Origin of the sequence: Auraticoccus monumenti (assembly GCF_900101785.1) — a bacterium.
Taxonomy (GTDB): Bacteria; Actinomycetota; Actinomycetes; order Propionibacteriales; family Propionibacteriaceae; genus Auraticoccus; species Auraticoccus monumenti.
Map to the genome: position 1 here is coordinate 1,790,331 of NZ_LT629688.1, position 22,551 is coordinate 1,812,881.

A 22,551-nucleotide genomic window follows, 5' to 3' on the forward strand; every position below is an offset into this window, starting at 1 on the left:
AGAACTGAGACATGCCCACACCCACCAAGGGCCCCCGCCTGGGCGGCAGCCCGGCCCACGAGCGGATCATCCTCGACAACCTGGCCAGCCAGCTGTTCGAGCACGGCCGGATCACCACCACCGAGACCCGCGCCAAGCGCGTCCGTCCGCTGGCGGAGAAGCTGATCACCAAGGCCAAGCGCGGCGACCTGCACGCCCGTCGTCTGGCGGCCACGCACATCCGCGACAAGTCGGTCCTGCACCAGCTGTTCGCCGAGATCGCCCCGGCGGTCGCCGGTCGTGACGGCGGCTACACCCGGATCACCAAGGTCGGGCCCCGCAAGGGCGACAACGCCCCGATGGCCGTGATCGAGATCATCACCGAGGCCGTCAAGGCCTCGACCCGGGTGGCTGCGGCTCCCGCGGCCACGGCCGCCCCGGTGGCCTCCACCGGCGCGACCGAGGAGGACCCGGGCGAGGTGACCCCGGCCGACACCCAGGGTGGCGAGGTGAGCACCGAGGCCCCGGCCGAGGCGCTGCAGCCCGAGGGTGACGACCTGACCACCGGTGGCTCGGCCTCCGAGGACGTCGTCGAGGAGCGCGAGGCCGAGGCCCCGGCCTCCGACGAGGGGACGCCCCAGGAGTCCAAGGACGCCTGAGCGGTCCACATGACCCGACCCGACGCGGTGCCCATCGTCCCCGATGGGCACCGCGTCCGCGTCCGGGGCGAAGGTCCACCACGTCAGGGAGAGCAGTGACCGATCACAGCAGGCTCCGGATCGCCCAGCTGGCCAACTTCGTCGGGCCGGTGTCGGGCGGCATGCGGACAGCGGTGGACCACCTGGGTCGCGGCTACACCGCCGCCGGTGCTGAGCGCATCCTGGTGGTGCCCGGTCGCAACGACGAGGTGGAGGAGACCGACTCCGGCATCGTGGTGCGGGTGCGCGCTCCCCGGCTGGCCGGCGGGTACCGGATGATCGCCCAGCCCTGGCGGGCGCTGGACGTGCTGGACCAGTTCCGCCCCACCACCGTCGAGGTCTCCGACAAGTGGACCCTCTCACCGGTGGCCCGGTGGGCCGGTCGCCGGGGGATCGGCTCGGTGCTGTTCAGCCACGAGCGGCTGGACGCCCAGCTCTCGCTGTTCCTCAAGCGGCCGTCGGCGCGGGTGCCGGGGGTGACGACGCTCAACGGCCGGCTGGCCAAGGCCTTCGACGCCGTGGTGGTGACCTCGGCCTACGCCGCCGACGAGTGGGCGCCCACCGGTGCCTCGCTGGTCCGGGTGCCGCTGGGGGTCGACCTGGAGACCTTCACCCCCGAGGCCGGGTCCCCGGTCGACGACGGGGTGCTCAAGCTGGTCTACATCGGCCGGCTCTCCCGGGAGAAGAGCCCCCACCTGGCTGTGGCCACCGCCGTGGAGCTGCACCGGCGCGGGCTGCCGGTCCGCCTGGACGTCTACGGCACCGGCCCGCACGCCGACGAGCTGCGCGAGATCGCCGGGGACGCCCCGGTCGTCTTCCACGGCTACGTCGGCTCCCGGACCGAGATCGCCCGGCGCGCCGCGGAGGCCGACATCTCGCTCTCGGTCTGCCCGGTGGAGACCTTCGGGCTGGCGGTGCTGGAGGCCCTGGCCGCCGGGGTCCCGGTGGTCACCTCCGACCGCGGCGGGGCCCGCGAGCTGGTGGACGCGACCTGCGGCGAGTGGGGCGAGCCGACGGCCGAGCGGTTGGCCGACGCGGTCCAGCGCTTGGCCGCACGACCCCAGGACGAGCTCCGGCAGGCGGCCCGGCGCCGGGCCGAGCGCTACGACTGGGCCACCACCGTGGACCGGATGCTGGCCCTGCACGGTCGCCTCGCCGACGAGGTGCCGCACCGGCCGCTGCGCCGCCGCCTGGCCTCCTGAGCCTTTTCTGGCCGTCCCGCGCCGCCGCTCCTGCCGGACGTCGGCGGCTGCTAAGAACTCGCGGTGGGCCTGCACCTCTGTCAGCGGCGACGCGGCCCGGCCTGCCTCGAGGCGCACGAGATGCAGTACCGCGCCTCTGGCCGGGCCCGGAGCCGTTCCTCGGGGATCGCCTCCCCGCACCCCTCGCACCGTCCGAACGAGCCCGCGGCCAGACGCTCCCGGGCCGCCACGAGCTCAGCCAGCGTCTGCTCGGTCGCCGCGAGCAGGGCGCGGTCCCGGGCGTGGTCCAGGGAGACGGTGGAGCCTTCGGGGTCGTGCTCGTCGTCGGTGAAGTCGAGGCTGCGGGAGACCCGCATCTGCTCGACGTCGGACCGGAGCGAGGCCCGTTGCGCCTCGAGCTCGCGGAGCCGTTCCTCGACGAGCACGACGAGGTCGTCATCTGCGCTGGTCACCTGCTCATCGTGCCTCCCCCCTCCCAGGGCCGGCGTGAGCGGGGTCCGGGTGGCCGCGCGGGGTCAGCGCTGCACCGGGACGAGGGTGACGTCGGTGAGGACGCCGTCGGTGGCCGTGGCCGTCATCATCGTGCAGACGGGCTGGCGCCGCCGGTCGGTGGGGGAGCCGGGGTTGAGCAGCCGGAGCCCACCGGCGGTGGTGGTGTCCCACGGGATGTGGCTGTGGCCGAAGACCAGCACGTCGGTGTCGGGGAAGGCCGCCTGGCAGCGCTCCTCCCGGCCCCGGGCGGCGCCGGTCTCGTGCGTCATCGCCAGGCGCACCCCCTCCAGCTCGAGACGGGCCACCTCCGGCAACCGCGACCGCAGCCCGGGGCCGTCGTTGTTGCCCCACACCCCGACCACCCGCCGGGCGCGCTCCTGCAGCGCGTCCAGGGTGGCCGGGTCTACCCAGTCCCCGGCGTGCAGCACCACGTCGACCTCGTCGACAGCCCGCCAGACCTGCTCGGGGAGGACGCGGGCGCGCCGGGGGACGTGGGTGTCGGCCAGCAGCAGCAGCCGGGTGCTCATCAAGGACCTCCGGGTAGCGGCGAGGGCCGCACCCCGGTGGGGTGCGGCCCTCGTCGGGTGCGTCTCGTCAGACCAGACCGACGGTGCTCCGGGCGCGGGTGAAGCGCTCGGTCACGTCGGACCAGTTGACCACGTTCCACCAGGCGGTGACGTAGTCGGCCTTGACGTTCTTGTACTGCAGGTAGAAGGCGTGCTCCCACATGTCGAGCTGCAGCACCGGCACCTGACCGAGCGGGACGTTGCCCTGCTGGTCGAACAGCTGCAGCACGTTCAGGCGCTGGCCGAGGACGTCCCAGGCCAGCACCGACCAGCCGGAGCCCTGGATGCCGGCGGCGTTGGCCGCGAACTGGGCCTTGAAGCCGTCGAAGCCGCCGAAGAACTCGGTGATCGCCGCGCCCAGCTCGCCGTCGGGCTCGCCGCCGCCGTCAGGCGACATGTTCTTCCAGAAGACCGAGTGGTTGACGTGGCCGCCGAGGTTGAAGGCGAGGTCCTTCTCCAGCTTGTTGATGTTGGCGAAGTCGCCGTTCGCGCGCGCCTCCTCCATCTTCTCCAGGGCGGTGTTGGCGCCGCCCACGTAGGTGGCGTGGTGCTTGCTGTGGTGCAGCTCCATGATCTCGGGCGCGATGTGCGGCGCGAGCGCGCTGTAGTCGTAGGGCAGGTCGGGCAGGGTGTAGACCCCCATGAGGTTCCTCCTGGATCGGGGACGTGTTCGCTCTCGACTCTACCGAGAGCCCCAGCGCGCAGGTCGTGGGGTGGGCAGCGTCCACCGGCTGTGGTTAGGTTGTCCTAACCCACAGGAGGAGGAGCGATGTCGACGCGCCGGGCCAAGCCGCCCCACCAGGGTCTCGTGCAGGCCGAGGTGGCCCGCCGGGAGCTGGTCTCACCGGGATTCGTGCGGGTGACCCTGCAGGGTCCGCAGCTCTCGCTGGTGCGGCCGCTGGGCCACGACCACTGGGTGCGGTTCTTCCTGCCGCGTGGTGAGGGCTCGCTGGACCGGCTGCCCGCCTCGATGGGCCTGGTCTCCTACGCCCGGTACCGCGCCATCCCCGCCGCGCACCGGCCGGTGCTGCGGAACTACACGGTGGCCGCGGTCCGTCACGACGGCTCGACCTCCGAGCTCGACCTCGAGTTCGTGCTGCACGAGCCCGGCGCGGACGGCGAGGTGGGCCCTGCGGCCGGCTGGGCCGCGGCCTGCGTCGCCGGGGACCGCGCCGCCCTGATCGACGAGGGCACCACCTTCCTCGCCCCCGAGGACACCGGGGCGTACCTGCTGGTGGGTGACGACACGGCCCTGCCCGCGGTCGCCGGCATCCTGCGCTCCCTGCCTGCCGCCGCCCGTGGGCTGGCCCTGGTGGAGGTGGGTCACCCGGAGGACGTCCGGGAGCTGGAGGGCCCCCCGGAGGTCGAGGTGCGCTGGGTGGTGCGCAGCGACCCGCAGGCCGTGCCGGGCGCGCAGGCGCTGGAGCGCGTGCGTGAGCTGCCCCGCCCCGCCCCCGACACCTACGCCTGGGTGGCGGGCGAGTCGGCGCTGGCCACGGGTGCCCGTCGGCACCTGGTGCAGGAGTGCGGGCTGCCCAAGGAGCGGGTCACCTTCGTCGGCTACTGGCGCCACGGCCGGGCCCAGTACTAGCGCCTCGTGCTGGAGCCGTCCCACCGGCCCCACCGCGGCTGCCCGGGAGGGGATCCGACGACGGCGCGGGGCATCCCTCCCCGTCCGAACGCCGCGCAGAGCAGGGTCATCAGGCGCCGGCGACCGCTACCGGGTCGCGACCGGGGGTGAGAGGATCCGCAGGTGGTCGACATCGACGTCTTCGCCCGCCAGAGCCCCTGCTCCGACCCGGGTCGGTACTCAGCCCGTCTGGCCGAGGTGCCCGACGACCTGGCCAGCCTGTGCGCCGCGGCACGCAACGTGATCGCGCACTACCGGGCCGAGCTGCCCGACCTCCCGGAGGAACGACGCCCCGAGATCGACAGCCGCTGGCTGGAGGTCGTCCTCGACCTGGACCAGCAGCGCCATCCCGTCGGCCTGGACCAGCCGCGAGCCACCGCGGACAAGGTGGCCGGCTGCTGTCGTGACCACTCGCTGATGGTGGTCGGTGCGCTGCGCCAGCGAGGCGTCCCGGCGCGGAACCGCATCGGCTTCGCCTCCTACTTCGAGCGCGGCTGGGCCGCGGACCACGTGGTGGTCGAGCTCTGGCACGAGGGCCGCTGGGTGCGGGCGGACCCTGAGCTGGGGGACGGTCACCCCTTCGACGTGCACGACCTCCCGACCGGACGGGACGCCCCGTTCGAGACCGCTGCGGAGGCGTGGCTCGGCGGACGAGCCGGCGACCGCGACCTGGACCGCTACGGGGTGCACGGCGTGCCAGGCCTCAGCGGACCCGACTTCGTGCAGACCTACGTCGTCTTCGAGATCGCGCACCGCTTCGGGCAGGAGATGCTGCTGTGGGACGGCTGGGGCGCCACCGAGGAGCCCCTCGACCCGGAGGAGACCGACGAGCTGGCGCGGTTGCTGGTCCGCGCGGACGCCGGCGACGGCGGTGCCGAGGACGAGCTGGCCGCACGGTTCCACGAGGACGCCCGTCTGCACCCCGGCGACCGGGTGGTGAGCTACTCGCCCTACGGCTACCCGCCGCGCACCGTCGAGCTGGCCCGTCCGCGACGGTGACGGATTCTGACGGTCGGTGACGGGTCGCGACAGGCAGCACCGCGCCGTACCGGGCCCACACCCGAGCCGCAGGGGGACTGACCGTCACGATCCGTCTCTGCAGGCGGGGTCGGCTCCTCAGTCGTGCAGGATCCGCTGGAACAGCCGGTGGTCCTGCCAGCGGCCCGCGATCTGGAGGTAGGCCGGGGCGATGCCGATCGGCTCGAAACCGCAGGCGGTGAGCACCCGCTGCGACGCCTCGTTGTGCAGCAGCGTGCCGGCCTGGAGCCGGTGCAGGGCCAGGTCGTCGCGGGCGATCTCGCAGACGGCGGCCACGGCGGCGGTCATCAGGCCGCGTCCGTTCAGGTGGGCGTCGAGCCAGTAGCCGAGCGCCGCGCTCTGGAAGGCCCCGCGGACGATCCCGGTGACGTTGACCCGTCCCACCACCTCGACGCCACGCACCAGCACCAGGGGCAGCGCCTCGCCGGCGCGCAGGGCGGTGAGCTGGCCGGCCACCACGCGCTGCTGCGTCGCCGCCTCGAACCAGCCGGGTTCGCGGACCGGGTCCCAGGGCGCCAGGTGCTGCCGGTTGCGCGCGTACGCCGCGGCCAGCTCCGGGGCGTCCTCCTGCTGGAGCACCCGCAGCCCGACACCGTCCGACAGCTCCCGCGCCACCACGTCCGTCATGCTAGGACCAGGCCCGTGCCGGCGTCGGAGCCACCCGGGAGGCAGCGGACGCGACGGTGCCCGGCGAGCCCTGCCGGCCTTGGGGCGTCGGTCAGGGCAGGCGGGCGGCGCGGCGGAGCACGGCCAGCACGGGCGGGCCGAGGACGAGGAGGGCCACCGTGTTGGTGACGGCCCGGCCGGTGTCCCAGCCGCCGGTGGAGGTGATCAGGGTGAAGACGGCGAAGCGCCGCAGGTTCTCCAGCACCGGGGCCCCGGGCAGGTAGTCCAGGGCGCCGGGGGTGGCCGCCCCGCCGGTGCTGGTCACGAACGGCCAGAACCAGAGGTTCATCAGCAGCCCGAACGCGTACGCCGAGACGATGCCGTAGACCACCAGCACCGCGAGCTCCCGACGTCCCCGCAGCCGACGGGGGAGCAGGCCGGCACCCATGCCGATCCACGCCGCGCACACCATCTGGAACGGCAGCCAGGGCCCGACCCCGGCCGTCAGCAGCGCCGAGGCGAACAGCGAGGTGCAGCCCAGCAGGAACCCGAACCCGGGCCCGAACACCCGACCGGCCAGCACCAGCGTGAAGAAGACCGACTCCACCCCGGCGGTCCCCGCGCTGAGCGTGGGCCGCAGCGCCGCGTTCAGCGCCGACAGCACCCCGAGCACGGCCAGCGTGCGGGAGTCCAGCCCCCGCTCGCCGAGCTGGGCCAGGGTGAGCAGCACCAGGGCCGGCAGCAGCAGGGCCAGCAGCCAGGGGGCGTCCCCCCGCTGGCCGCCCGCGTCCGCCGGCAGCCACAACGGCCAGAGGAAGACCGAGAGCGCGAGCACGCTGGCCACGGCCACCACCACCGCCGACCACCCGTGCAGCCGGACCCCGACCGGGGCCGCCCCCACCTCCACGACGGGCAGCGACGGGTCGAGCCGGGACGCCGCGGAGCCGGCCATCACGCCTCCCCACCCGTGGTCGGCAGCGCCCGGACGTCGGCGAGCACCTCGTCGACGGTCAGGTACGGCAGCGGGGACATCACCTTGGCCACCTGGGTGGCGAGCAGCGCCGAGCCGGCCAGCACGTCGCGGGTCGGGCCGTCGCTGACCACCTCGCCGCCGGCCAGCACCACGACCCGCCGGCAGGTCCGGGCCACGAACTCGACGTCGTGGGTGGCCACCAGCACGCTCCGGCCGCGGGCGGCGAGGTCGCCGACCAGGGCGCCCAGCACCGCCTTGGCCTCGTAGTCCAGCCCGCGGGTGGGCTCGTCCAGCAGCACCAGCGACGTCTCCGCAGCCAGCTGCAGGGCCAGCACCAGGGCCAGCTTCTGGCCCTCGGAGAGGTCGCGGGGGTGCTGGCCGGGGTCGATCCCGGGGACCAGCCCGTCCAGCGTGGCCAGGGTGGTGCCCGGCTCCTGGCCGGCCTGCTGGTCGGCCTCCGCGCACTCCTGCTCGACGGTCTCCAGGTACAGCAGGTCGGTGGGCGTCTGCGGCACCAGGGCCACCCGCCCGCGCGCCCGGGCGCCGTCGAGACGGACCTCACCGGCCTCGGCCCGACCGGCGCCGTGCAGCGCCCACAGCAGCGATGACTTGCCCGACCCGTTGCGGCCCATCAGCGCGCACACCTGGCCGGGCGGGACGTCCAGGTCGACCCCGGCCACGGCCACCAGGCCGCCGTAGCGGACCACCACGCCGCGGGCGACCAGCCCGCGGCCGGGTGACGTCGTGGCCGGTGCCGGCTCGGCGGGCGGGCCGGGCAGCCGCCGGCGGAGGGGGGCGGCGTGCCGACGGGCGTCGCGGACGTCCAGCGGCAGCGGCGACCAGCCGAGCCGGCGACCCAGGTCGACCACCGGGGGGACCAGGGCGGCGCGGGCCAGCAGGGTCGCGGGGTCGCCGTGCTCGACGCGGCCACCGGGGAGCACGGCCACCACCCGGTCCGCGGACTCGACCACCCGCTCCATCCGGTGCTCGGCCACCAGCACCGTGGTGCCCAGGTCGTGCACCAGGCGCCGCAGCAGGGCGACGACCTCCTCCGCGGCCACCGGGTCCAGGGCGGAGGTGGGCTCGTCCAGCACCAGCAGCGGCGGCTGGAAGGTGAGCACGCTGCCGATCGCCACCCGCTGCTGCTGCCCGCCGGAGAGCGTGCGCAGGGCCCGGGAGCGCAGGTCGGCGATGCCCAGCAGGTCCAGGGTCTCCTCCACCCGCGCCCTCATCCGGGCCGGGGCCACCCCCAGCTGCTCCATGCCGTAGGCCAGCTCCTCCTCCACGGTGTCGGTCACGAACCCGGCCAGCGGGTCCTGACCCACCCAGCCGACCCGGTCGGCCAGCTCCCGCGGGGTGGCCAGCGAGACGTCCTCACCGTCGAGCCGGACCCGGCCGGTGCGCCGCCCCGCGGTGAAGCGGGGCACGAGGTTGTTCACGACGCCGAGCAGGGTGGACTTGCCGCTGCCGGTGCGCCCGACCACCAGCGCCAGCTCGCCCTCGCCCACCTCCAGGCAGACGTCGACCAGGGTGTCGGAGTCGGCACCGGGGTAGCGCAGGCTGAGGTGCTCGATGCTCAGCACGCCGACGCCCCGGTGCTCACGACAACCCCCCGGCCGCCGCGGCGGGGGCGGCGGTCAGCGCGGGCGGGGGCGTCAGGACGGAGGGCAGCAGCGCGACGGCCAGCGCCACCACCACCGCGGGCACCAGGGTCGGCCACTGCTGCACCGGGGGGACCAGGACGGCCGCCTCGGGCCCGCGGGCCACCAGCTGGACCAGGACGAGGCAGCCGAGCCCGCACACCAGCACCAGCCACTCCGGGCCGCGCCACCGGTCGGGCCGGTAGCGGGTCCGCCGGACCGTGCGCCCGGCGTGCCGGAACCCGAGGGCGCCCAGCAGGACGCCGGCCGCCAGCACCAGCACCCCGCCGTCCAGCTCGGCCCAGGCCGCGTCGCTGGCGGGCAGCCAGCGCAGGCCTGGCAGGGCGCCGGTCACGACGGCGTAGCTGCCGAAGGCGAGCAGCAGCAGCCCGCCCAGCACGAGGGCGCCCGTCACCGCGCGACGGCGCGGCGTGGTGGAGCCATGCCGCCCGTAGCCCCGGGCGTCCATCGACGCCGCCAGCTGCAGGGAGCGGTCCAGCGCGTCGGTCAGCACGGGGACGACGATCGCACGCACCACCCGGTGACGGTGGCGCACCCCGCGCCCGGCCGGGGTGGCCGAGCGCAGCAGCCGGGCCCGGCGGACCCGTTGCACCGAGTCGGCCAGCTGGGCGAAGACGGTGACCGAGACCACCAGCACCGCGCCCACCTCGTACAGCGCCCCGGGGACGGCGGCCAGCAGCCGCTTCGGGTTGGCCAGGGAGTTGGCCGCTCCCACGCAGACCACCACCGCGGCCAGCCGCAGCCCGTCCTGCAGCCCGTACACCACGGCGTCGGCGGTGACCTCGCCCAGCAGCCGGATCCCACCCACCCACGACGGCAGCGGGACCTCTGGCAGCCGCAGCAGCACCGCCCCGCCGTCCCCGCCGCCGAAGACCACCCGGTACAGCACCCGCATCACCACGATGAAGGCACCCAGGGCGAGGTACAGCCGGAACGACCGCGCCCAGGGACCGTCGCCGCGTCGGGACACCACCACGTTGGTCACCACCGCGACCAGCAGCACCAGCACCAGCGGGTTGGTGGTCTGGCTGGCCGTGGCCGCCAGGGCCAGCGCCCAGGCCCACCACGCCCCCGGGTGCAGGGAGCGGGGCAGCCGGTGCCGGGCCCAGGACGTCCGCGGCGGGAGCACGGCGCTCACGAGCCGCGGCGCCGCCGGACGACGGCCCCGGCCGCAGCCCCCAGCACCAGGACCCCCGCGAGCCCGGCCAGCAGCACCCCGGCCCCGGGCGCCGCCGACGCGCCGCTCACCGGGACGGCGTCGGGGACGGCGCCGGCGGACGGTCCGACCCCGGCCGGCGCCCCGGCCGACCCGGTGCGGGGGGTCGGCGGGGCTGCGGGGGTGGGGGTCGACGAGGGAGTGGTCGCCGGACCGCTCGGGCTGGCTGAGGGCGACGGCGAGCCGCTGGGTGCGGCCGACGGCGTCGCCACGGGCGTGTCCTCGGGGCGGCCGGGCTCGTCGGGGACCTCGCGGCCGCCGTCTGCGCGGACGTCGGGCGGGGCCGACCCGGCGCGCTCGCTCCCTGGCCGCTCCTCCGCGGGGGCACGGTCGGCCGGGCGGGGGGCGTCACCGGGCCGGTCGGGCGGCGCGCTCGCCGGCCCCGACGTGGACCCTGCGTCCTCGGGGGCCGTGCTGTCGTCCTCGCGGCCCGGAGCCTCGGGGTCCGGCTGGTCCGCGGGCCGCGGCGGGTCGTCGCGACGCGGCTGCTCGGGCTCGGGGGCGGCCGGGCGGACGGGGGTGACGCCCGGGGCGCTGGCGTCGCCGCTGCCCAACGAGAAGGACCAGCCCTCGAACCCGCCCGCGACGACCCGACGCTGGGTGAGGCCCTGCTGGGAGTACGTCCAGGAGCCGCCGTCGGTGGCGTGCCAGTAGGACCAGTACGCGGTGGCCGGCGGGGTGTCGATGCAGCGCTCGGTGTACCCCGACCGCCCCGGCACCGCCAGCTCCTCGGTCGCGCCGGGACGTCCGTGCAGCCGGCAGACGAAGGCGTCGCCCCAGCGCCGCACGCCCTCGGTGTCGAAGCCGGCCGCCTGCAGGGCGTCCAGACCGGTGCCGCCGGCGACGTCCCCGGCGCACCGCACGACCGTGCCCCCGCCCAGGGCCCGCAGGTCCACCACCACGGTGACCCCGCTCTCCTCGGTGCACACCCCGGTGGACCCGGCGGCGTCGGCCGCGGGGGTGGCGAGCCCGCCGACGGCGACCACCAGGGCGGTCGCCAGCACCGCCGTGGCCCGGCCCAGCAGGGCGGGCTCCCGGCGCGGACGCGCCTCCCGTCGGGTCCTCACCGCCGTCCCCGTCGTCGCAGCAGCAGCCCACCGCCGCCCACGGCGGCCAGCGAGCCCACCGCCAGCAGCAGCACCGACGGGCCCCCTGAGTCAGCCAGCGCCGGGGCGGCGCCGCCGTCACCGACGGCCGGTGCGGGCTCCGGCGTGGCGGTCGCGGGCGCGGGCGACGTGGTGGGCCGGGTGGTCGGGGTCGGTGCGGGGCCGCCCTGACCCGGCCCGCTGCCGGCTCTCGGGGTCTCGGTGGCCGACGGCGCGGCCGGGGTGCTCGGTGCCGGGGAGACGTCCGGGCCGGGCACCGGGTCCGGGGTCGTCGAGGGTGCCGGGCCCGGGGTCGGCGAGGACCCGGGGTCCGGGGTCGGCGAGGACCCGGGGTCCGGGGTCGGCGAGGACCCGGGGTCCGGGGTCGTGCTCGGGCCGGGCGTCGGCGCGGTCGTGCCCGGGTCGGTGGCGTCGGGGGTCGGCTCGGCCGACGGCGTCCAGGCCAGGGTGTGCAGGCCGACGGGGGCCAGCGCCAGCACCGCCTGGGCGGTGGCCCGGCGCCACTGGTCGCCCGCCGTGCCGATGCCGTCCACCCGGGCGGCGTCGAAGGCGCCCGGGTCGTAGGCGACGGCCCCGACGTCGGCGGGGTCGACGGCGTCCTGGTCGTCGAGCTGCAGGTCGGCGACCCAGTCCCCGGCCAGGCCGGCGGCCCCGGTCTCGCCGGCGGAGTGCAGCGCCGCGGCGACCAGACCGGTGGAGTTGGCGTTGGGGGCCTCGGTCCCCACGCCGCCGCCGAAGGACCCGTCAGCGCGCTGCTGGTCGAGCAACCACGCCACGGCGTCGTCCACGGCCCCGTCGACCTCCCCGACCTCCGCGGCGTCGGCGGCCAGCAGCGCCATCACGGCCATCGCCGTGGCGTCCGGGTCGGGGGCGGAGTCCCCGCTCTCCTCGCAGCTGAGCCCCTCGCTCGGGTACAGCCGGAACCAGCCGTCCGCGCACTGCTGCTCCAGCAGACCCTCGACCCCCTCGACGGGGAGCTCGTCGGCGCGGGCCAGGCCGGTCACGGCGAGGCTCTGGGCGAAGACGTTGCCCACCCGGTCGCCGACCCCGTCCGTGGTGTCGCGCACCAGCCCGTCGTCACCGAGGGACTCCCGGGTCAGCGCGAGGACGTCCTCGCCGGCGTAGTCGGTGGGGTCGGTGGCCAGCACCTGGGTCAGCAGCAGCACCTTGGCGACCGAGCCGCCGAGCACCACCGTGGTGGTCTGCCCGCCGTCCTCCCAGGAGTACCCGATGAAGTCCGCGGCCACCCCCTCGACGCCGGTGGCCAGCGCGCGGACGTCCTCGTCGGGGGCGCCGGCGGCGACCAGGGCGAGCAGGGCGTCGATGGTGAGCCCGGTGTCGGGGTAGCCGGGGGCGAACCCGGGCACCAACCCGTCCTCGGTCTGGCCGGCCAGCCAGCTGGTCGCCGCGACGGCCCGCTCCGGTGCTGGTGCGGCGTGGGCGGGGGTGGTCAGGGGGCTGAGCAGCAGCAGCGCGCCGGCGGTGGACCCGACCGCCAGCGACCTCAGGGTGGGAGACATGGTGTCCTGTCTGCCGGGGCCGTGACGGCACCGGCACGGGTCGCTCGACCACGCACCGGGCTCGTCCCGCGGGCCACGGCGGGTGGTGGTGAGCCGGGGTCGTCGCAGGCGATCCGACTGGGTCGACCGAGGTCGACGACACGGTTGCGGGCCAGCGTCGGACTCTCACCGACTTCCCCTGCAGACACCCTGGATGTCGAGGGCAAGGTACCACCGGGACGCCGGAGGGGTCGCGGCTCAGACCCGGGGACGGACCTCCAGCACGCGGAACCCCTTGGCGCTGGCGGTCCGCTGGCAGGGGTGGCCCTGCTCGACCAGCCATCGCTGCAAGGTGTCCGCGCCGAGGTGGCGCCCCACCACGAGCCGGGCGACCCCGTCGTCGGCGAGCCGGGGGAGCCAGGTCAGGAGCAGCTCGTGCAGGGCCTCCTTGCCGACCCTGATCGGCGGGTTGGACCAGATCTCGTCGTAGCGCACCTTGCGGCCGACCGCGTCGGGGAGCAGGGCCCGGACCCGGCCCCCGACGCCGGCCGCCCGGGCGTTGTCCCGGGTGAGGGCCACGGCGCGCTCGTTGACGTCGACGGCGTCGACGACCGCGTCGGGGAGCTCCAGGGCCAGGGCCAGCGCGATCGGGCCCCAGCCGCAGCCCAGGTCCAGCAGCCGCCGGGACGTCGGCGCCGGGCGGTGGCTGCGGAGCAGCACCTGGGTGGCCAGGTCCAGGCTGTTCGCGGAGAACACCCCGCCGGCGGTCTGCAGACCGAGCTCGTGGCCCCACAGGGTGACCTGGAGCGGGCGGCGCTGCTCGGGGCCCTCGGGGGTGGTGAAGTAGTGGCTCACTCGTCGTCCTCGTCCTCGTCGTCTGGGGTCCACGGCCGCTCGACCGGTCCGCGCACCGTCCTGGCCTCGGCCGCGCGGGCGGCCAGCTCGTGGTCCGGCGGGTAGCGGACCTCCTCCAGCGTCAGCCCGCGGGCGACCATCACGTTCACCTGGGTGTGGCGCCGGCTGCTGGCCGCCACCTCGGCCAGCCAGGTCTCGTCGCGCTGGCCGGTGGCCACCTGGGTCAGCGCGCCCACCAGCGAGCGCACCATCGAGTGGCAGAAGGCGTCGGCGCGGACGGTGACCTCGACCTTGCTGGCCAGCGGGTCAGCCGGCACCCGTCGCGCCTCGATGTCCTGCAGGGTGCGGATGGTGGTGGCGTGCGGCTTGCGGCGGCAGAAGGCGGCGAAGTCGTGCAGGCCCAGCAGCGACGCCGCGGCGGCGTTGAAGCGGTCGACGTCCACCACCCGGCGCACCGTGGCCACGTGAGCGCGCTGCAGCGGGTCCGCGATCCCCTCGCCGTCGCTGATCCGGTACACGTAGCGGCGCCACAGCGCGGAGAAGCGGGCGTGGAACCCCGGTGGGGCCGCGGCGACGTCGAGGACCGCGATGTCGGGGGGCAGCACCCGACGCAGCCGGCGCAGCAGCACCGCCGGGTCGGTGCCGGCCGGGACGTCGAGGTGGGCCACCTGGGCGCGGGCGTGCACCCCGGCGTCGGTGCGCCCGGCGCAGACCAGGCCGACCGGGGCGGCCAGCCGCAGCACCTTGGGCGTCCACTCCTCCAGCAGCCCCTGGACGGTCCGGTACCCGGGCTGGACCGCCCAGCCCAGGAAGTCGGTGCCGTCGTAGGCCAGGTCGATGCGCAGCCGGGTGGCGGGACGCTCCGCGCTCACCCGGTCCGCCGGAAGGTGAGGTCGCGGATGGTGCGGCCCTTCTCCAGGCCCTTGGTCTCGAACTTGGTCACCGGCCGGTCCTGCAGCCGCGGCGCCCAGCCGTCGTGGACGTTCTCGAAGGAGGGGTGAACCTCCAGCACCCGCAGCATCTGGTTGGCGTAGTCCTGCCAGTCCGTGGCCAGGTGCCACAGCCCGCCGGGGGGCATCCGCGAGGCGACGAGGTCGGCGAAGGCGGGGGTGACCAGCCGGCGCTTGCGGTGCTTGAGCTTGTGCCAGGGGTCGGGGAAGAACACCCACAGCTCGGCCAGCGACGCCTCGCCCAGCAGCACGGTGAGCCCCTGGACGGCGTCGACCATGGCCAGCCGGACGTTCTCCACGCCCTCGCGGTTGATCCGGCTGAGGGTGCTGGCGACCGCCGGCTGGTAGACCTCGAAGGCCAGCACGTCGAGCTCGGGACGGGCCCGGGCCATGGCCACCAGGGACTCACCGGTGCCGGACCCGATCTCCACCGCCAGGGGCGCCCGGCGTCCGAAGACCGCGGGCAGGTCCAGTGGCGGGGTGCCCTCGGCGATCGTCGTCTCCCGCGGGCCCTCGGGCACGTCGACCACCCAGCGCCCGGCGAAGCGGTCCCAGGCGTGCTGCTGGGTCTCGTTCATCCGGGTGGTGCGCCGGACGTAGGACTTGATCCCGCGTCGGTGCTCGGCCACGGGCTGGCGCTCGGCGGTGCTCACCGGCGCCGCCCTCCGCTGCGGCCACGTCGGCGGGACCCCCCGCTGCGTTGCCGCGCCGCGTGCTGCTCGCGTCGCTCCTGCTCGGCCACCCGTCGCGCCTCGTCGGCCACGGTCTGCTCCGCCCCGTCCAAGCGCGCGCGCTCACGCGCGACCTGGCTCCCGAGGGCCGTCCGCTGGTCCTCGGCGCGGGGACGCGCGGCCCGCTTGCGCTCGTGCACGAGCAGGGCGCTCCCGGCGACCCCCAGCACGGCGAGGAAGACCATCACCCCCACCCAGATCGAGCCGGTGCGCCACACCGCCAGGGCGGCGGGCGTGGCGCAGACCAGACCGAGGCCGTAGAGCCTGGCCTCCCGGCCGAGGGCGGCCTTCAGGTCGCGGTCGTCACGCGGGGGTCTCGAGGCGGGCACGGAGCACAGGGTACGCGCGCGGGCGGCCCGGGGTGGCGGACGCCGGCCGGTGCGGGGAGCCCGGGGACGGCGTCACCCGGCGGTTCAGGCGTCGAAGCGGGAGGCGTTCGGCGAGGTCGGCTGGCAGCAGAGGATGAACACGATCAGCGGACCGAGGTAGGGGATGAAGGTGAGGCAGTACATCCCCCCGGAGTAGCCGGCGTCGTGCAGGCGGCGCACGGCCACGGCGATCGAGGGGACGATCATGGCGAGCACCACGACCAGGAACAGCAGCCCCCACAGCGCCGTGAGCACGTCGGTGGAGGAGGTCCCCGCCTCGCTGGCGCTGAACAGCGGGATGGCCACGGCGTACAGCGCACCCACCACCAGGGTGGTGAAGAGGACGACCCACAGGTACTCGCTGCGGCTGGCGCGTCCGCGGAAGACGGCGTACTTGCTGAAGAACCGGCCGACCGCCTGGCCGAAGCCGGCCCCGTAGAGCGGCTGCATCCGCGGGTTCCCGGTGAAGCCCGGTCCTTGCTGGGGCTGCGTCCCGTAGCCGTAGGCCGCGCCGGCCTGCTCGTAGGGGTTCGCGCCGTAGCCTGCGCCGGGCTGCTCGTAGGGGTTCGAGCCGTACGCCGGCTGCCCGGGTCCGGCGCCGTACGCGGACGGTCCGGACGACGGGCCGTACGGGTCGGGGGTCGCCGAGGACGACGGGCCGTCGGGGGAGGGCGACCACCCCGGGCGGGCCCGGGGGTCGTACGGACCCGACCCGGCGGGCGGCTGGTAGGGCTCGTAGCGCGGCGGGTCGGAGGGAGGCGGGTCCTGCGGCGTACCGGTCACGGAGGCGGAGGCTACCTGCTGCTCGGGTCGTAGCCGCGCAGCCGCAGGCTGTTCCCCACCACGAACAGCGAGGACAGGCTCATCGCCAACCCGGCGACCAGCGGGTTGAGCAGGCCGAAGGCGGCCAGCGGGATGGCGGCCACGTTGTAGGCGAAGGCCCAGACCAGGTTGCCCCGGATGGTGGCCAGGGTCCGCCGGGACAGGGAGACGGCATCGGCCACCACCCCCAGGTGGGAGCGCACCAGGATCATGTCCGCCGACTTCATCGCCAGGTCGGTCCCGCTGACCACGGCCATCCCCAGGTCGGCGGTGGCCAGCGCGGCGGCGTCGTTGATCCCGTCGCCCACCATGGCCACCCGGCGCCCCTGCGCCTGCAGGCGCTCCACGTGGGCGGCCTTGTCGGCCGGCAGCACCTCGGCCACCACCTCGTCGGTCCCGAGCTCACGACCCACCTGCTCCGCGACCCGGCGCGAGTCACCGGTGAGCAGCACGGTGCGCAGCCCCAGCGCGCGCAGCCGGGCCACGGCCTCGGGGGCGGAGGGCTTGACGGTGTCGGCGAGCTCCAGCACGCCGGCGGCCGCTCCGTCCACGGCCAGCAGCACGGCCGTCCGGCCCGCGGCCTCGGCCTGGTCCAGCCGGGAGGCGGTGGCCGGGTCGACGGTGACGCCCCGCTCCGCCAGCAGCGCCCGGTTGCCGACCAGCGCCCGGCGGCCCTCGACCACCGCCTCCGCACCCAGCCCGCTGAGCGCGGTGAAGCCCTCGGCGGCCGGCAGCGCGACGGCACCGCCGGGAGTCGGCCCGGTGTCGCGTCCGAGCGCCTCGAGCGCCGCCGCCACGACGGCGCGGCCGATCGGGTGCTCGGAGTGCTGCTCGACCGCGCCGGCCAGCCGCAGCACCTCGTCGCGGTCCGCACCGCCGACGGGGTGCACGCCCACCAGGCTCATCGCCCCGGTGGTCAGGGTGCCGGTCTTGTCCAGCACGACGGTGTCGATCACCCCCGACGACTCCAGCGCGGACGGGCCCTTGATCACGATCCCCAGCTGCCCGGCCCGGCCGACGCCCACCATCAGCGCCGTCGGCGTGGCCAGCCCCATCGCGCAGGGGCAGGCGATGATCAGCACCGACACCGCGGCGTTGAAGGCCTCCCGGGCGGTGCCGCCGGTCAGCAACCAGCCCACCAGGGTGATCGCGGCGATCCCCAGGGCGACGGGCACGAAGACCGTCACCACCCGGTCCACCAGCTGCTGCACCCGGGCCTTGCGGGCCTGGGCCTGCTCGGCCATGGTCGCCATCTGCGCCAGCTGGGTGCCGGCGCCGACCCGCTCGGCCCGCACCAGCAGGCGTCCGGACCGGTTGATGGTGCCGCCCAGCACGGAGGAGCCGGCGACCACGTCGGTGGGGGTCGGCTCACCGGTCATCATCGAGGTGTCCACGCTGGACGTCCCGTCGACGACGGTGCCGTCGGCGGCCACGGTCTCGCCGGGGCGCACCGAGAACTCGTCCCCGCGCCGCAGCTCGCCGACCGGGCGGACCTCCTCGACGCCGTCGCGCACCACCCGCACGGTGGTGGCGGCCAGGGCGTTGAGCGCCCCGAGGACGTCCGAGGCGGCCCGCCGCGAGCGCGCCTCGACGTAGCGTCCGGTGAGCAGGAAGGTGGTCACCGCGGTGGCCACCTCGAGGTAGATGGCGTCCGCCCCCTCGGGGGTGACGCCGTAGCCCAGCCAGTAGCCCGGCCCGGACGCCGGCCCGATGACGATCGAGACGACCGACCACAGGTAGGCCGCGGTGATGCCCAGCGAGACCAGGGTGTCCATGCTGGTCGCCCCGTGGCGCAGGTTGCGCAGGGTGGCGCGGTGGAAGGGCCAGGCCCCCCAGGTGACGGTCGGGGTGGCCAGCGCCACCGCCAGCCACTCCCAGCCCGGGAAGCGCAGCTCGGGCACCAGCGCCAGGATGATGGTGAGGCTGCCCAGCGGGACGGTGGTCAGCGCGCCCAGCGCGATCCGCCAGCGCAGGCTGCGGGTGCGGTCGGGGTGGGAGGTGTCGTCGGGGTCGGCGTCGCGGTCCACCACCCGGGCGTCGTAGCCGGCGGCGCGGACGGCCTTCACCACCCGGTCGTCCAGACCGTCCTCCGGACCGCTGAGCACCGCCCGCTCGGTGGCGTAGTTCACGACCGCGCTGACGCCCTCGAGCTTGTTCAGCTTGCGCTCGATCCGGTTGGCGCAGGCCGAGCAGGTCATCCCCTCGAGGTCGTACTCGCGGGTCCGGGTGGTGGGCAGCGCCTCCGGGCGGGCCGTGGTCGGGGTGCTCACCGCTGCCCGCTCGGGGTGGGTCGCTCGGCGTCGTCGTCGGCGGTGGCGGCGGGGGGCTGGCGCGGGGCGGCGGTCGGTGCGGGTCGGGCCTCACCGCGGTCGCGCCGGGCCAGCTCGGCCAGCATCTCGTTGTAGGCGTCCAGGGAGGTGTCGTGCCCGGCGTTGGTGGCGCGGTCGAAGCGGCGGGCGGCCCGCTGGTCGGAGGAGAACCACTGCGCGAGCAGCGCGATGGTGACCCCCAGCAGCGGCAGCTCGCCCATGCCCCAGGCCAGCTGGCCGCCCACCTGCTGGTCCGCGGCCAGGTTCGGCCCCCAGGCCAGGTCCAGCCCGGAGTAGTAGCCCGCCCCGATCACCGCGCTGTTGAGCACCGCCACGGCGAAGAAGGCGTGGAACGGCATCGCCGCCAGGATGTAGCCCAGCTTGGCCACGTGCGGGATCGGTCGGCCGGGGGCGTCGATCCCGATCACCACCTGGTAGTACAGCGTGCCGACGAGGATGAAGTGGACGTTCATCAGCTGGTGCGACCAGTGGTACCTCATCGCCACCTCGAACAGCCCGGTGAGGTAGAGCAGGTAGAAGGAGCTGACGAACAGGACCCAGATCACCAGCGGGTGCCCCAGCACGTGCAGGGCCCGCGAGCCCAGCCCGGCGTTCACCAGGTCGCGGACTGAGAGCAGCTGCCCGGCGCGGGCACCGGCGCGGGCCCGCAGCAGCAGGGTCAGCGGGCCGGCCAGCACCAGCAGGGCGGGCGTGGCCATGTTGAACACCATGTGCACGACCATGTGCCAGCTGAAGGTGGTGCTGGCGTACTGCCAGACCTGGGTCAGGGAGACGAAGGCGATGACCGCCCAGCCGATCACCCAGGCCGCCGTCCGCCCACCGGGCCAGCGGTCGCCACGCCGCCGCAGCCGGCGCACCCCGGCCAGGTACAGCGCCACCATCACCGCGGCGAGCAGCACCAGCAGCAGGTTCGGGCGCCCGGGCAGCACCAGGGCCAGCATGCTCGGCGGGTCCGGCACCTCGTAGCCGAGGAAGTTGACCTGGGAGCTCTGCGGCTCGCGGAAGCGGGGCGGCACCAGCTGGGACTGCACCACCGACACCCCGGCCAGCAGGAGCAGCAGCAGCGCGTCCAGGCGCAGCCCGGCCGGTGCGGTCGACGGGTCCCGTCGCAGCCGGGTCCAGCGCACCAGCCAGAGCACCCCGAGCACGACCAGGAGACCGACCGCGACCAGCACCGAGAGGCCGTAGCCCGGGCTCACCCACGGCCGGCCGGCCATCTCGAACCACCCCACCAGCACCCGGGCGGGCAGGGCGACCAGCAGGGCCAGCCCCGCGATGCGGGAGTAGCGCCGCAGCACGTCGGTGGGCGGCCGGGAGCCGGCGGAGAGGGCCAGGGCGGTGGCCGACCAGGCCGTCACCGCCAGGGTCATCACGATGGCGGCGTCGGTGGCCAGGTCGTGGTCGGCCCCGACCGAGACCTGGGCCGTCACCACGGGGGGCAGGTGCACCAGCACCACGACCACCAGCGCCACCGCGGCCGTCCGCCACGTCCGCACGAAGGGCAGCACGCAGGACAGCAGGAAGGCCACCACCGCGGTGAGCAGCCAGGCCTGGGTGGTCTGCACCGAGAGCAGGAAGTCCGACAGGCTCGGGAGCACCACGCCGACGGCGATCCCGTTGGTGTCGGCGGCGTCGAAGGGCACCAGCGCCAGCGCGGCGGCGGTCCAGCCGAGGGCCCAGTGCCGGGCGACCGCCAGCCGGTCCAGCGCCGGCTCACCGAGCAGCCCGCGCCGCTCGGTGCCGCGGCGGGCGGTGACCACCACCGAGGCGAGCGCTGCCGCGGTGCCCAGGCCGGCGAAGGCCGCCAGCAGCCTCAGACCGGCCGCCCAGGAGGAGGTGAAGGGGTCAGAACCCTCGTGCCCGAGCAGCGGCGGCTGACCGTACTGCCAGCCGATGGCCGCCTGGACGGCGACCGCCGTGACCAGCAGGGCGACCAGCCAGGGGATCCGCGCGCGAGCCGAGGGGGACATCCATCTCTTCCGTGGGTGAGCGGGGGGAGCGCCTCGGTCCACCGGGCCGGGGTGCGACACAGCATCGTACCTCCCGCTCCCAGCGCCCCCGGTCGGCCGGAGGAGGCCCCGGCAGGGGCCAAACCGTTCGTCGCGCGGGGGCCCACCTCCTAGCATCCTGGGCATGGGCCACGTCGACCTCTCCCACGTCAGCCACCACCTGCCCGACGGGCGGGTGCTGCTGAGCGACGTCTCGTTCCGGGTGGGGGAGGGGGCGGTGGTGGCGCTGGTCGGGGCCAACGGGGCCGGCAAGACCACCCTGGTGCGGGTCGTGGCCGGCGACCTCGAGCCGACCGAGGGGACCGTCATCCGCACCGGCGGGCTGGGGGTGATGCGCCAGTTCATCGGCTCCATCCGCGACGAGACCGACGTCCGTGGGCTGCTGCTCTCGCTGGCCCCGGAGCGGGTGCGGACGGCGGCCGCGCAGGTCGACGCCTGCGAGCTGGCGCTGATGGAGGACGACTCCGAGAGCCTGCAGATGCGCTACGCGACCGCGCTGGCCGAGTACGCCGACGCCGGGGGCTACGAGCAGGAGGTCGTCTTCGACAGCTGCTGCACCACCGCCCTCGGGGTCGGGTTCGAGCGGGCCCGCTGGCGCGCGGTGAGCACCCTGTCCGGCGGTGAGCAGAAGCGGCTGGCCCTGGAGTACCTGCTCCGCGGCCCGGACGAGGTGCTGGTGCTGGACGAGCCGGACAACTACCTCGACGTCCCGGGCAAGCGGTGGCTGGAGGCGCAGCTCAGGGCCACCCGCAAGACCGTGCTGATGGTCAGCCACGACCGCGAGCTGCTGGCCGAGAGCGCCACCGCGATCGCCGCGCTGGAGCTCGGGGCCGCGGGCAACACGCTGTGGGTGCACGGCGGGGGGTTCGCCTCCTTCGCCGCGGCCCGTCGGGAGCGCTTCGCCCGCTTCGAGGAGCTGCGGCGCCGCTGGGACGAGGAGCACGAGAAGCTCAGGGCCCTGGTGCTGATGTACAAGATCAAGGCGGCCAACAACTCCGACATGGCCAGCCGGCTGCAGGCGGCCCGGACCCGGCTGGCCCGCTTCGAGGAGGAGGGTCCTCCGCAGGCGGTGCCGCTGGAGCAGAAGGTGTCGATGCGGCTGCAGGGCGGACGCACCGGCAAGCGCGCCGTGGTGTGCACCGACCTCGGCCTGACCGGGCTGATGAAGCCGTTCGACGCCGAGGTCTGGTTCGGTGACCGGGTCGGCGTGCTGGGCTCCAACGGCTCGGGCAAGTCGCACTTCCTGCGGCTGCTGGCCCGTGGGGGGACGCTGCCCGACGCCGAGCACCGCCCGGTGGGGGACCTGGAGATCGACCCGGTGGCCCACACCGGCGCGGCCAGGTTGGGGGCGCGGGTGCGACCGGGGTGGTTCGCCCAGACCCACCACCACCCCGAGCTGGTCGGGCGGACCCTGCTGGACGTCCTGCACCGCGGCGACGAGCACCGCGAGGGGCTGCCCCAGGAGCCCGCCGCCCGGGCGCTGGACCGCTACGGCCTGGCCCGTCAGGCCGAGCAGCGCTTCGAGACCCTGTCCGGTGGGCAGCAGGCCCGGTTGCAGATCCTGCTGCTGGAGCTGTCCGGAGCGACCATGCTGCTGCTGGACGAGCCCACCGACAACCTCGACATCGAGTCCGCCGAGGCCCTGGAGAGCGCGCTCGGCCGGTTCGAGGGCACCGTGCTGGCGGTCACCCACGACCGCTGGTTCGCCCGCGGGCTGGACCGGTTCCTGGTGTTCGGCTCCGACGGCTCGGTCTACGAGTCCGACGAGCCGGTCTGGGACGAGAGCCGCGTGGTCCGCGCCCGCTGACGGCCCCGGGCAG

21 protein-coding genes are annotated in these 22,551 nt (G+C 75.5%); 5 read left to right on the top strand and 16 right to left on the bottom strand.

Features of this window, described 5'->3' with window-relative positions; all coding sequences use genetic code 11:
• Positions 1 to 11 precede the first annotated feature (11 nt).
• Complete coding sequence (gene rplQ / locus BLT52_RS08280) at positions 12 to 638, top strand: 50S ribosomal protein L17 (protein ID WP_090592308.1); 627 nt, start codon at positions 12 to 14, stop codon at positions 636 to 638.
• 161 nt (positions 639 to 799) lie between these two features.
• A complete protein-coding gene (locus tag BLT52_RS08285) occupies positions 800 to 1,879 on the top strand; it encodes a glycosyltransferase (RefSeq protein ID WP_090596485.1) in 1,080 nt (359 codons plus the stop codon).
• A gap of 80 nt (positions 1,880 to 1,959) precedes the next feature.
• Here BLT52_RS08285 and BLT52_RS08290 read toward each other — a convergent pair whose 3' ends face one another.
• From BLT52_RS08290 to BLT52_RS08300, 3 genes are all read right to left on the bottom strand, one after another.
• Positions 1,960 to 2,331, bottom strand: a complete 372-nt coding sequence (locus tag BLT52_RS08290; protein ID WP_197679254.1) for a TraR/DksA family transcriptional regulator — start codon at positions 2,329 to 2,331, stop codon at positions 1,960 to 1,962.
• A 63-nt stretch (positions 2,332 to 2,394) separates the two neighbouring features.
• Entirely contained in the window at positions 2,395 to 2,898 is a 504-nt protein-coding gene (locus tag BLT52_RS08295; protein WP_090592310.1) for a metallophosphoesterase family protein, read from the bottom strand.
• A gap of 67 nt (positions 2,899 to 2,965) precedes the next feature.
• Complete coding sequence (locus BLT52_RS08300) at positions 2,966 to 3,580, bottom strand: superoxide dismutase (RefSeq protein ID WP_090592313.1); 615 nt, start codon at positions 3,578 to 3,580, stop codon at positions 2,966 to 2,968.
• A gap of 126 nt (positions 3,581 to 3,706) precedes the next feature.
• Between BLT52_RS08300 and BLT52_RS08305 the strand changes: the two genes are divergently transcribed.
• On the top strand, positions 3,707 to 4,528 hold the full coding sequence (locus BLT52_RS08305; RefSeq protein ID WP_090592314.1) for a siderophore-interacting protein: 822 nt from the start codon (positions 3,707 to 3,709) through the stop codon (positions 4,526 to 4,528).
• Between the two features lie 162 nt (positions 4,529 to 4,690).
• Positions 4,691 to 5,566, top strand: coding sequence for a transglutaminase-like domain-containing protein (locus BLT52_RS08310; protein ID WP_231946558.1), 876 nt, complete (start codon positions 4,691 to 4,693; stop codon positions 5,564 to 5,566).
• A 117-nt stretch (positions 5,567 to 5,683) separates the two neighbouring features.
• Here the strand turns inward: BLT52_RS08310 and BLT52_RS08315 are convergent, their stop codons facing one another.
• From BLT52_RS08315 to BLT52_RS08375, 13 genes are all read right to left on the bottom strand, one after another.
• Entirely contained in the window at positions 5,684 to 6,232 is a 549-nt protein-coding gene (locus BLT52_RS08315; RefSeq protein WP_090592316.1) for a GNAT family N-acetyltransferase, read from the bottom strand.
• A 91-nt stretch (positions 6,233 to 6,323) separates the two neighbouring features.
• Complete coding sequence (locus tag BLT52_RS08320) at positions 6,324 to 7,163, bottom strand: ECF transporter S component (protein ID WP_090592319.1); 840 nt, start codon at positions 7,161 to 7,163, stop codon at positions 6,324 to 6,326.
• Complete coding sequence (locus BLT52_RS08325) at positions 7,163 to 8,767, bottom strand: ABC transporter ATP-binding protein (protein ID WP_090592320.1); 1,605 nt, start codon at positions 8,765 to 8,767, stop codon at positions 7,163 to 7,165. The genes BLT52_RS08320 and BLT52_RS08325 overlap by 1 nt, the downstream gene beginning before the upstream one ends.
• A 16-nt stretch (positions 8,768 to 8,783) precedes the next feature.
• Positions 8,784 to 9,983: an energy-coupling factor transporter transmembrane component T gene (locus tag BLT52_RS08330; protein WP_090592321.1), complete on the bottom strand. Its 1,200-nt coding sequence runs from the start codon at positions 9,981 to 9,983 to the stop codon at positions 8,784 to 8,786.
• A complete protein-coding gene (locus BLT52_RS08335) occupies positions 9,980 to 11,128 on the bottom strand; it encodes a hypothetical protein (protein ID WP_197679255.1) in 1,149 nt (382 codons plus the stop codon). Before BLT52_RS08335 ends, BLT52_RS08330 begins: the two co-directional genes overlap by 4 nt.
• The gene (locus BLT52_RS08340; RefSeq protein ID WP_090592322.1) at positions 11,125 to 12,687 is read right to left on the bottom strand and encodes a prenyltransferase/squalene oxidase repeat-containing protein; all 1,563 of its coding nucleotides are present in this window, start codon (positions 12,685 to 12,687) and stop codon (positions 11,125 to 11,127) included. Before BLT52_RS08340 ends, BLT52_RS08335 begins: the two co-directional genes overlap by 4 nt.
• Positions 12,688 to 12,924: 237 nt before the next feature.
• On the bottom strand, positions 12,925 to 13,521 hold the full coding sequence (locus BLT52_RS08345; RefSeq protein WP_090592325.1) for a class I SAM-dependent methyltransferase: 597 nt from the start codon (positions 13,519 to 13,521) through the stop codon (positions 12,925 to 12,927).
• On the bottom strand, positions 13,518 to 14,393 hold the full coding sequence (gene truA / locus BLT52_RS08350) for a tRNA pseudouridine(38-40) synthase TruA (RefSeq protein WP_090592326.1): 876 nt from the start codon (positions 14,391 to 14,393) through the stop codon (positions 13,518 to 13,520). The genes BLT52_RS08345 and truA overlap by 4 nt, the downstream gene beginning before the upstream one ends.
• A complete protein-coding gene (gene trmB / locus BLT52_RS08355; protein ID WP_090592329.1) occupies positions 14,390 to 15,124 on the bottom strand; it encodes a tRNA (guanosine(46)-N7)-methyltransferase TrmB in 735 nt (244 codons plus the stop codon). The genes truA and trmB overlap by 4 nt, the downstream gene beginning before the upstream one ends.
• Positions 15,121 to 15,531 (bottom strand): hypothetical protein, encoded by a 411-nt coding sequence (locus BLT52_RS08360; protein WP_090592330.1) that lies wholly within the window; start codon positions 15,529 to 15,531, stop codon positions 15,121 to 15,123. Before BLT52_RS08360 ends, trmB begins: the two co-directional genes overlap by 4 nt.
• An 84-nt stretch (positions 15,532 to 15,615) precedes the next feature.
• The gene (locus tag BLT52_RS08365) at positions 15,616 to 16,353 is read right to left on the bottom strand and encodes a DUF805 domain-containing protein (protein WP_090592333.1); all 738 of its coding nucleotides are present in this window, start codon (positions 16,351 to 16,353) and stop codon (positions 15,616 to 15,618) included.
• Positions 16,354 to 16,364: 11 nt separating this feature from the next.
• On the bottom strand, positions 16,365 to 18,662 hold the full coding sequence (locus BLT52_RS08370; RefSeq protein ID WP_269457591.1) for a heavy metal translocating P-type ATPase: 2,298 nt from the start codon (positions 18,660 to 18,662) through the stop codon (positions 16,365 to 16,367).
• A complete protein-coding gene (locus BLT52_RS08375; protein ID WP_090592335.1) occupies positions 18,659 to 20,692 on the bottom strand; it encodes a cytochrome c oxidase assembly protein in 2,034 nt (677 codons plus the stop codon). The genes BLT52_RS08370 and BLT52_RS08375 overlap by 4 nt, the downstream gene beginning before the upstream one ends.
• 163 nt (positions 20,693 to 20,855) lie before the next feature.
• Here BLT52_RS08375 and BLT52_RS08380 point away from each other — a divergent pair, with 163 nt between their 5' ends.
• Positions 20,856 to 22,538, top strand: a complete 1,683-nt coding sequence (locus BLT52_RS08380) for an ABC-F family ATP-binding cassette domain-containing protein (protein WP_090592337.1) — start codon at positions 20,856 to 20,858, stop codon at positions 22,536 to 22,538.
• Positions 22,539 to 22,551: the final 13 nt, after the last annotated feature.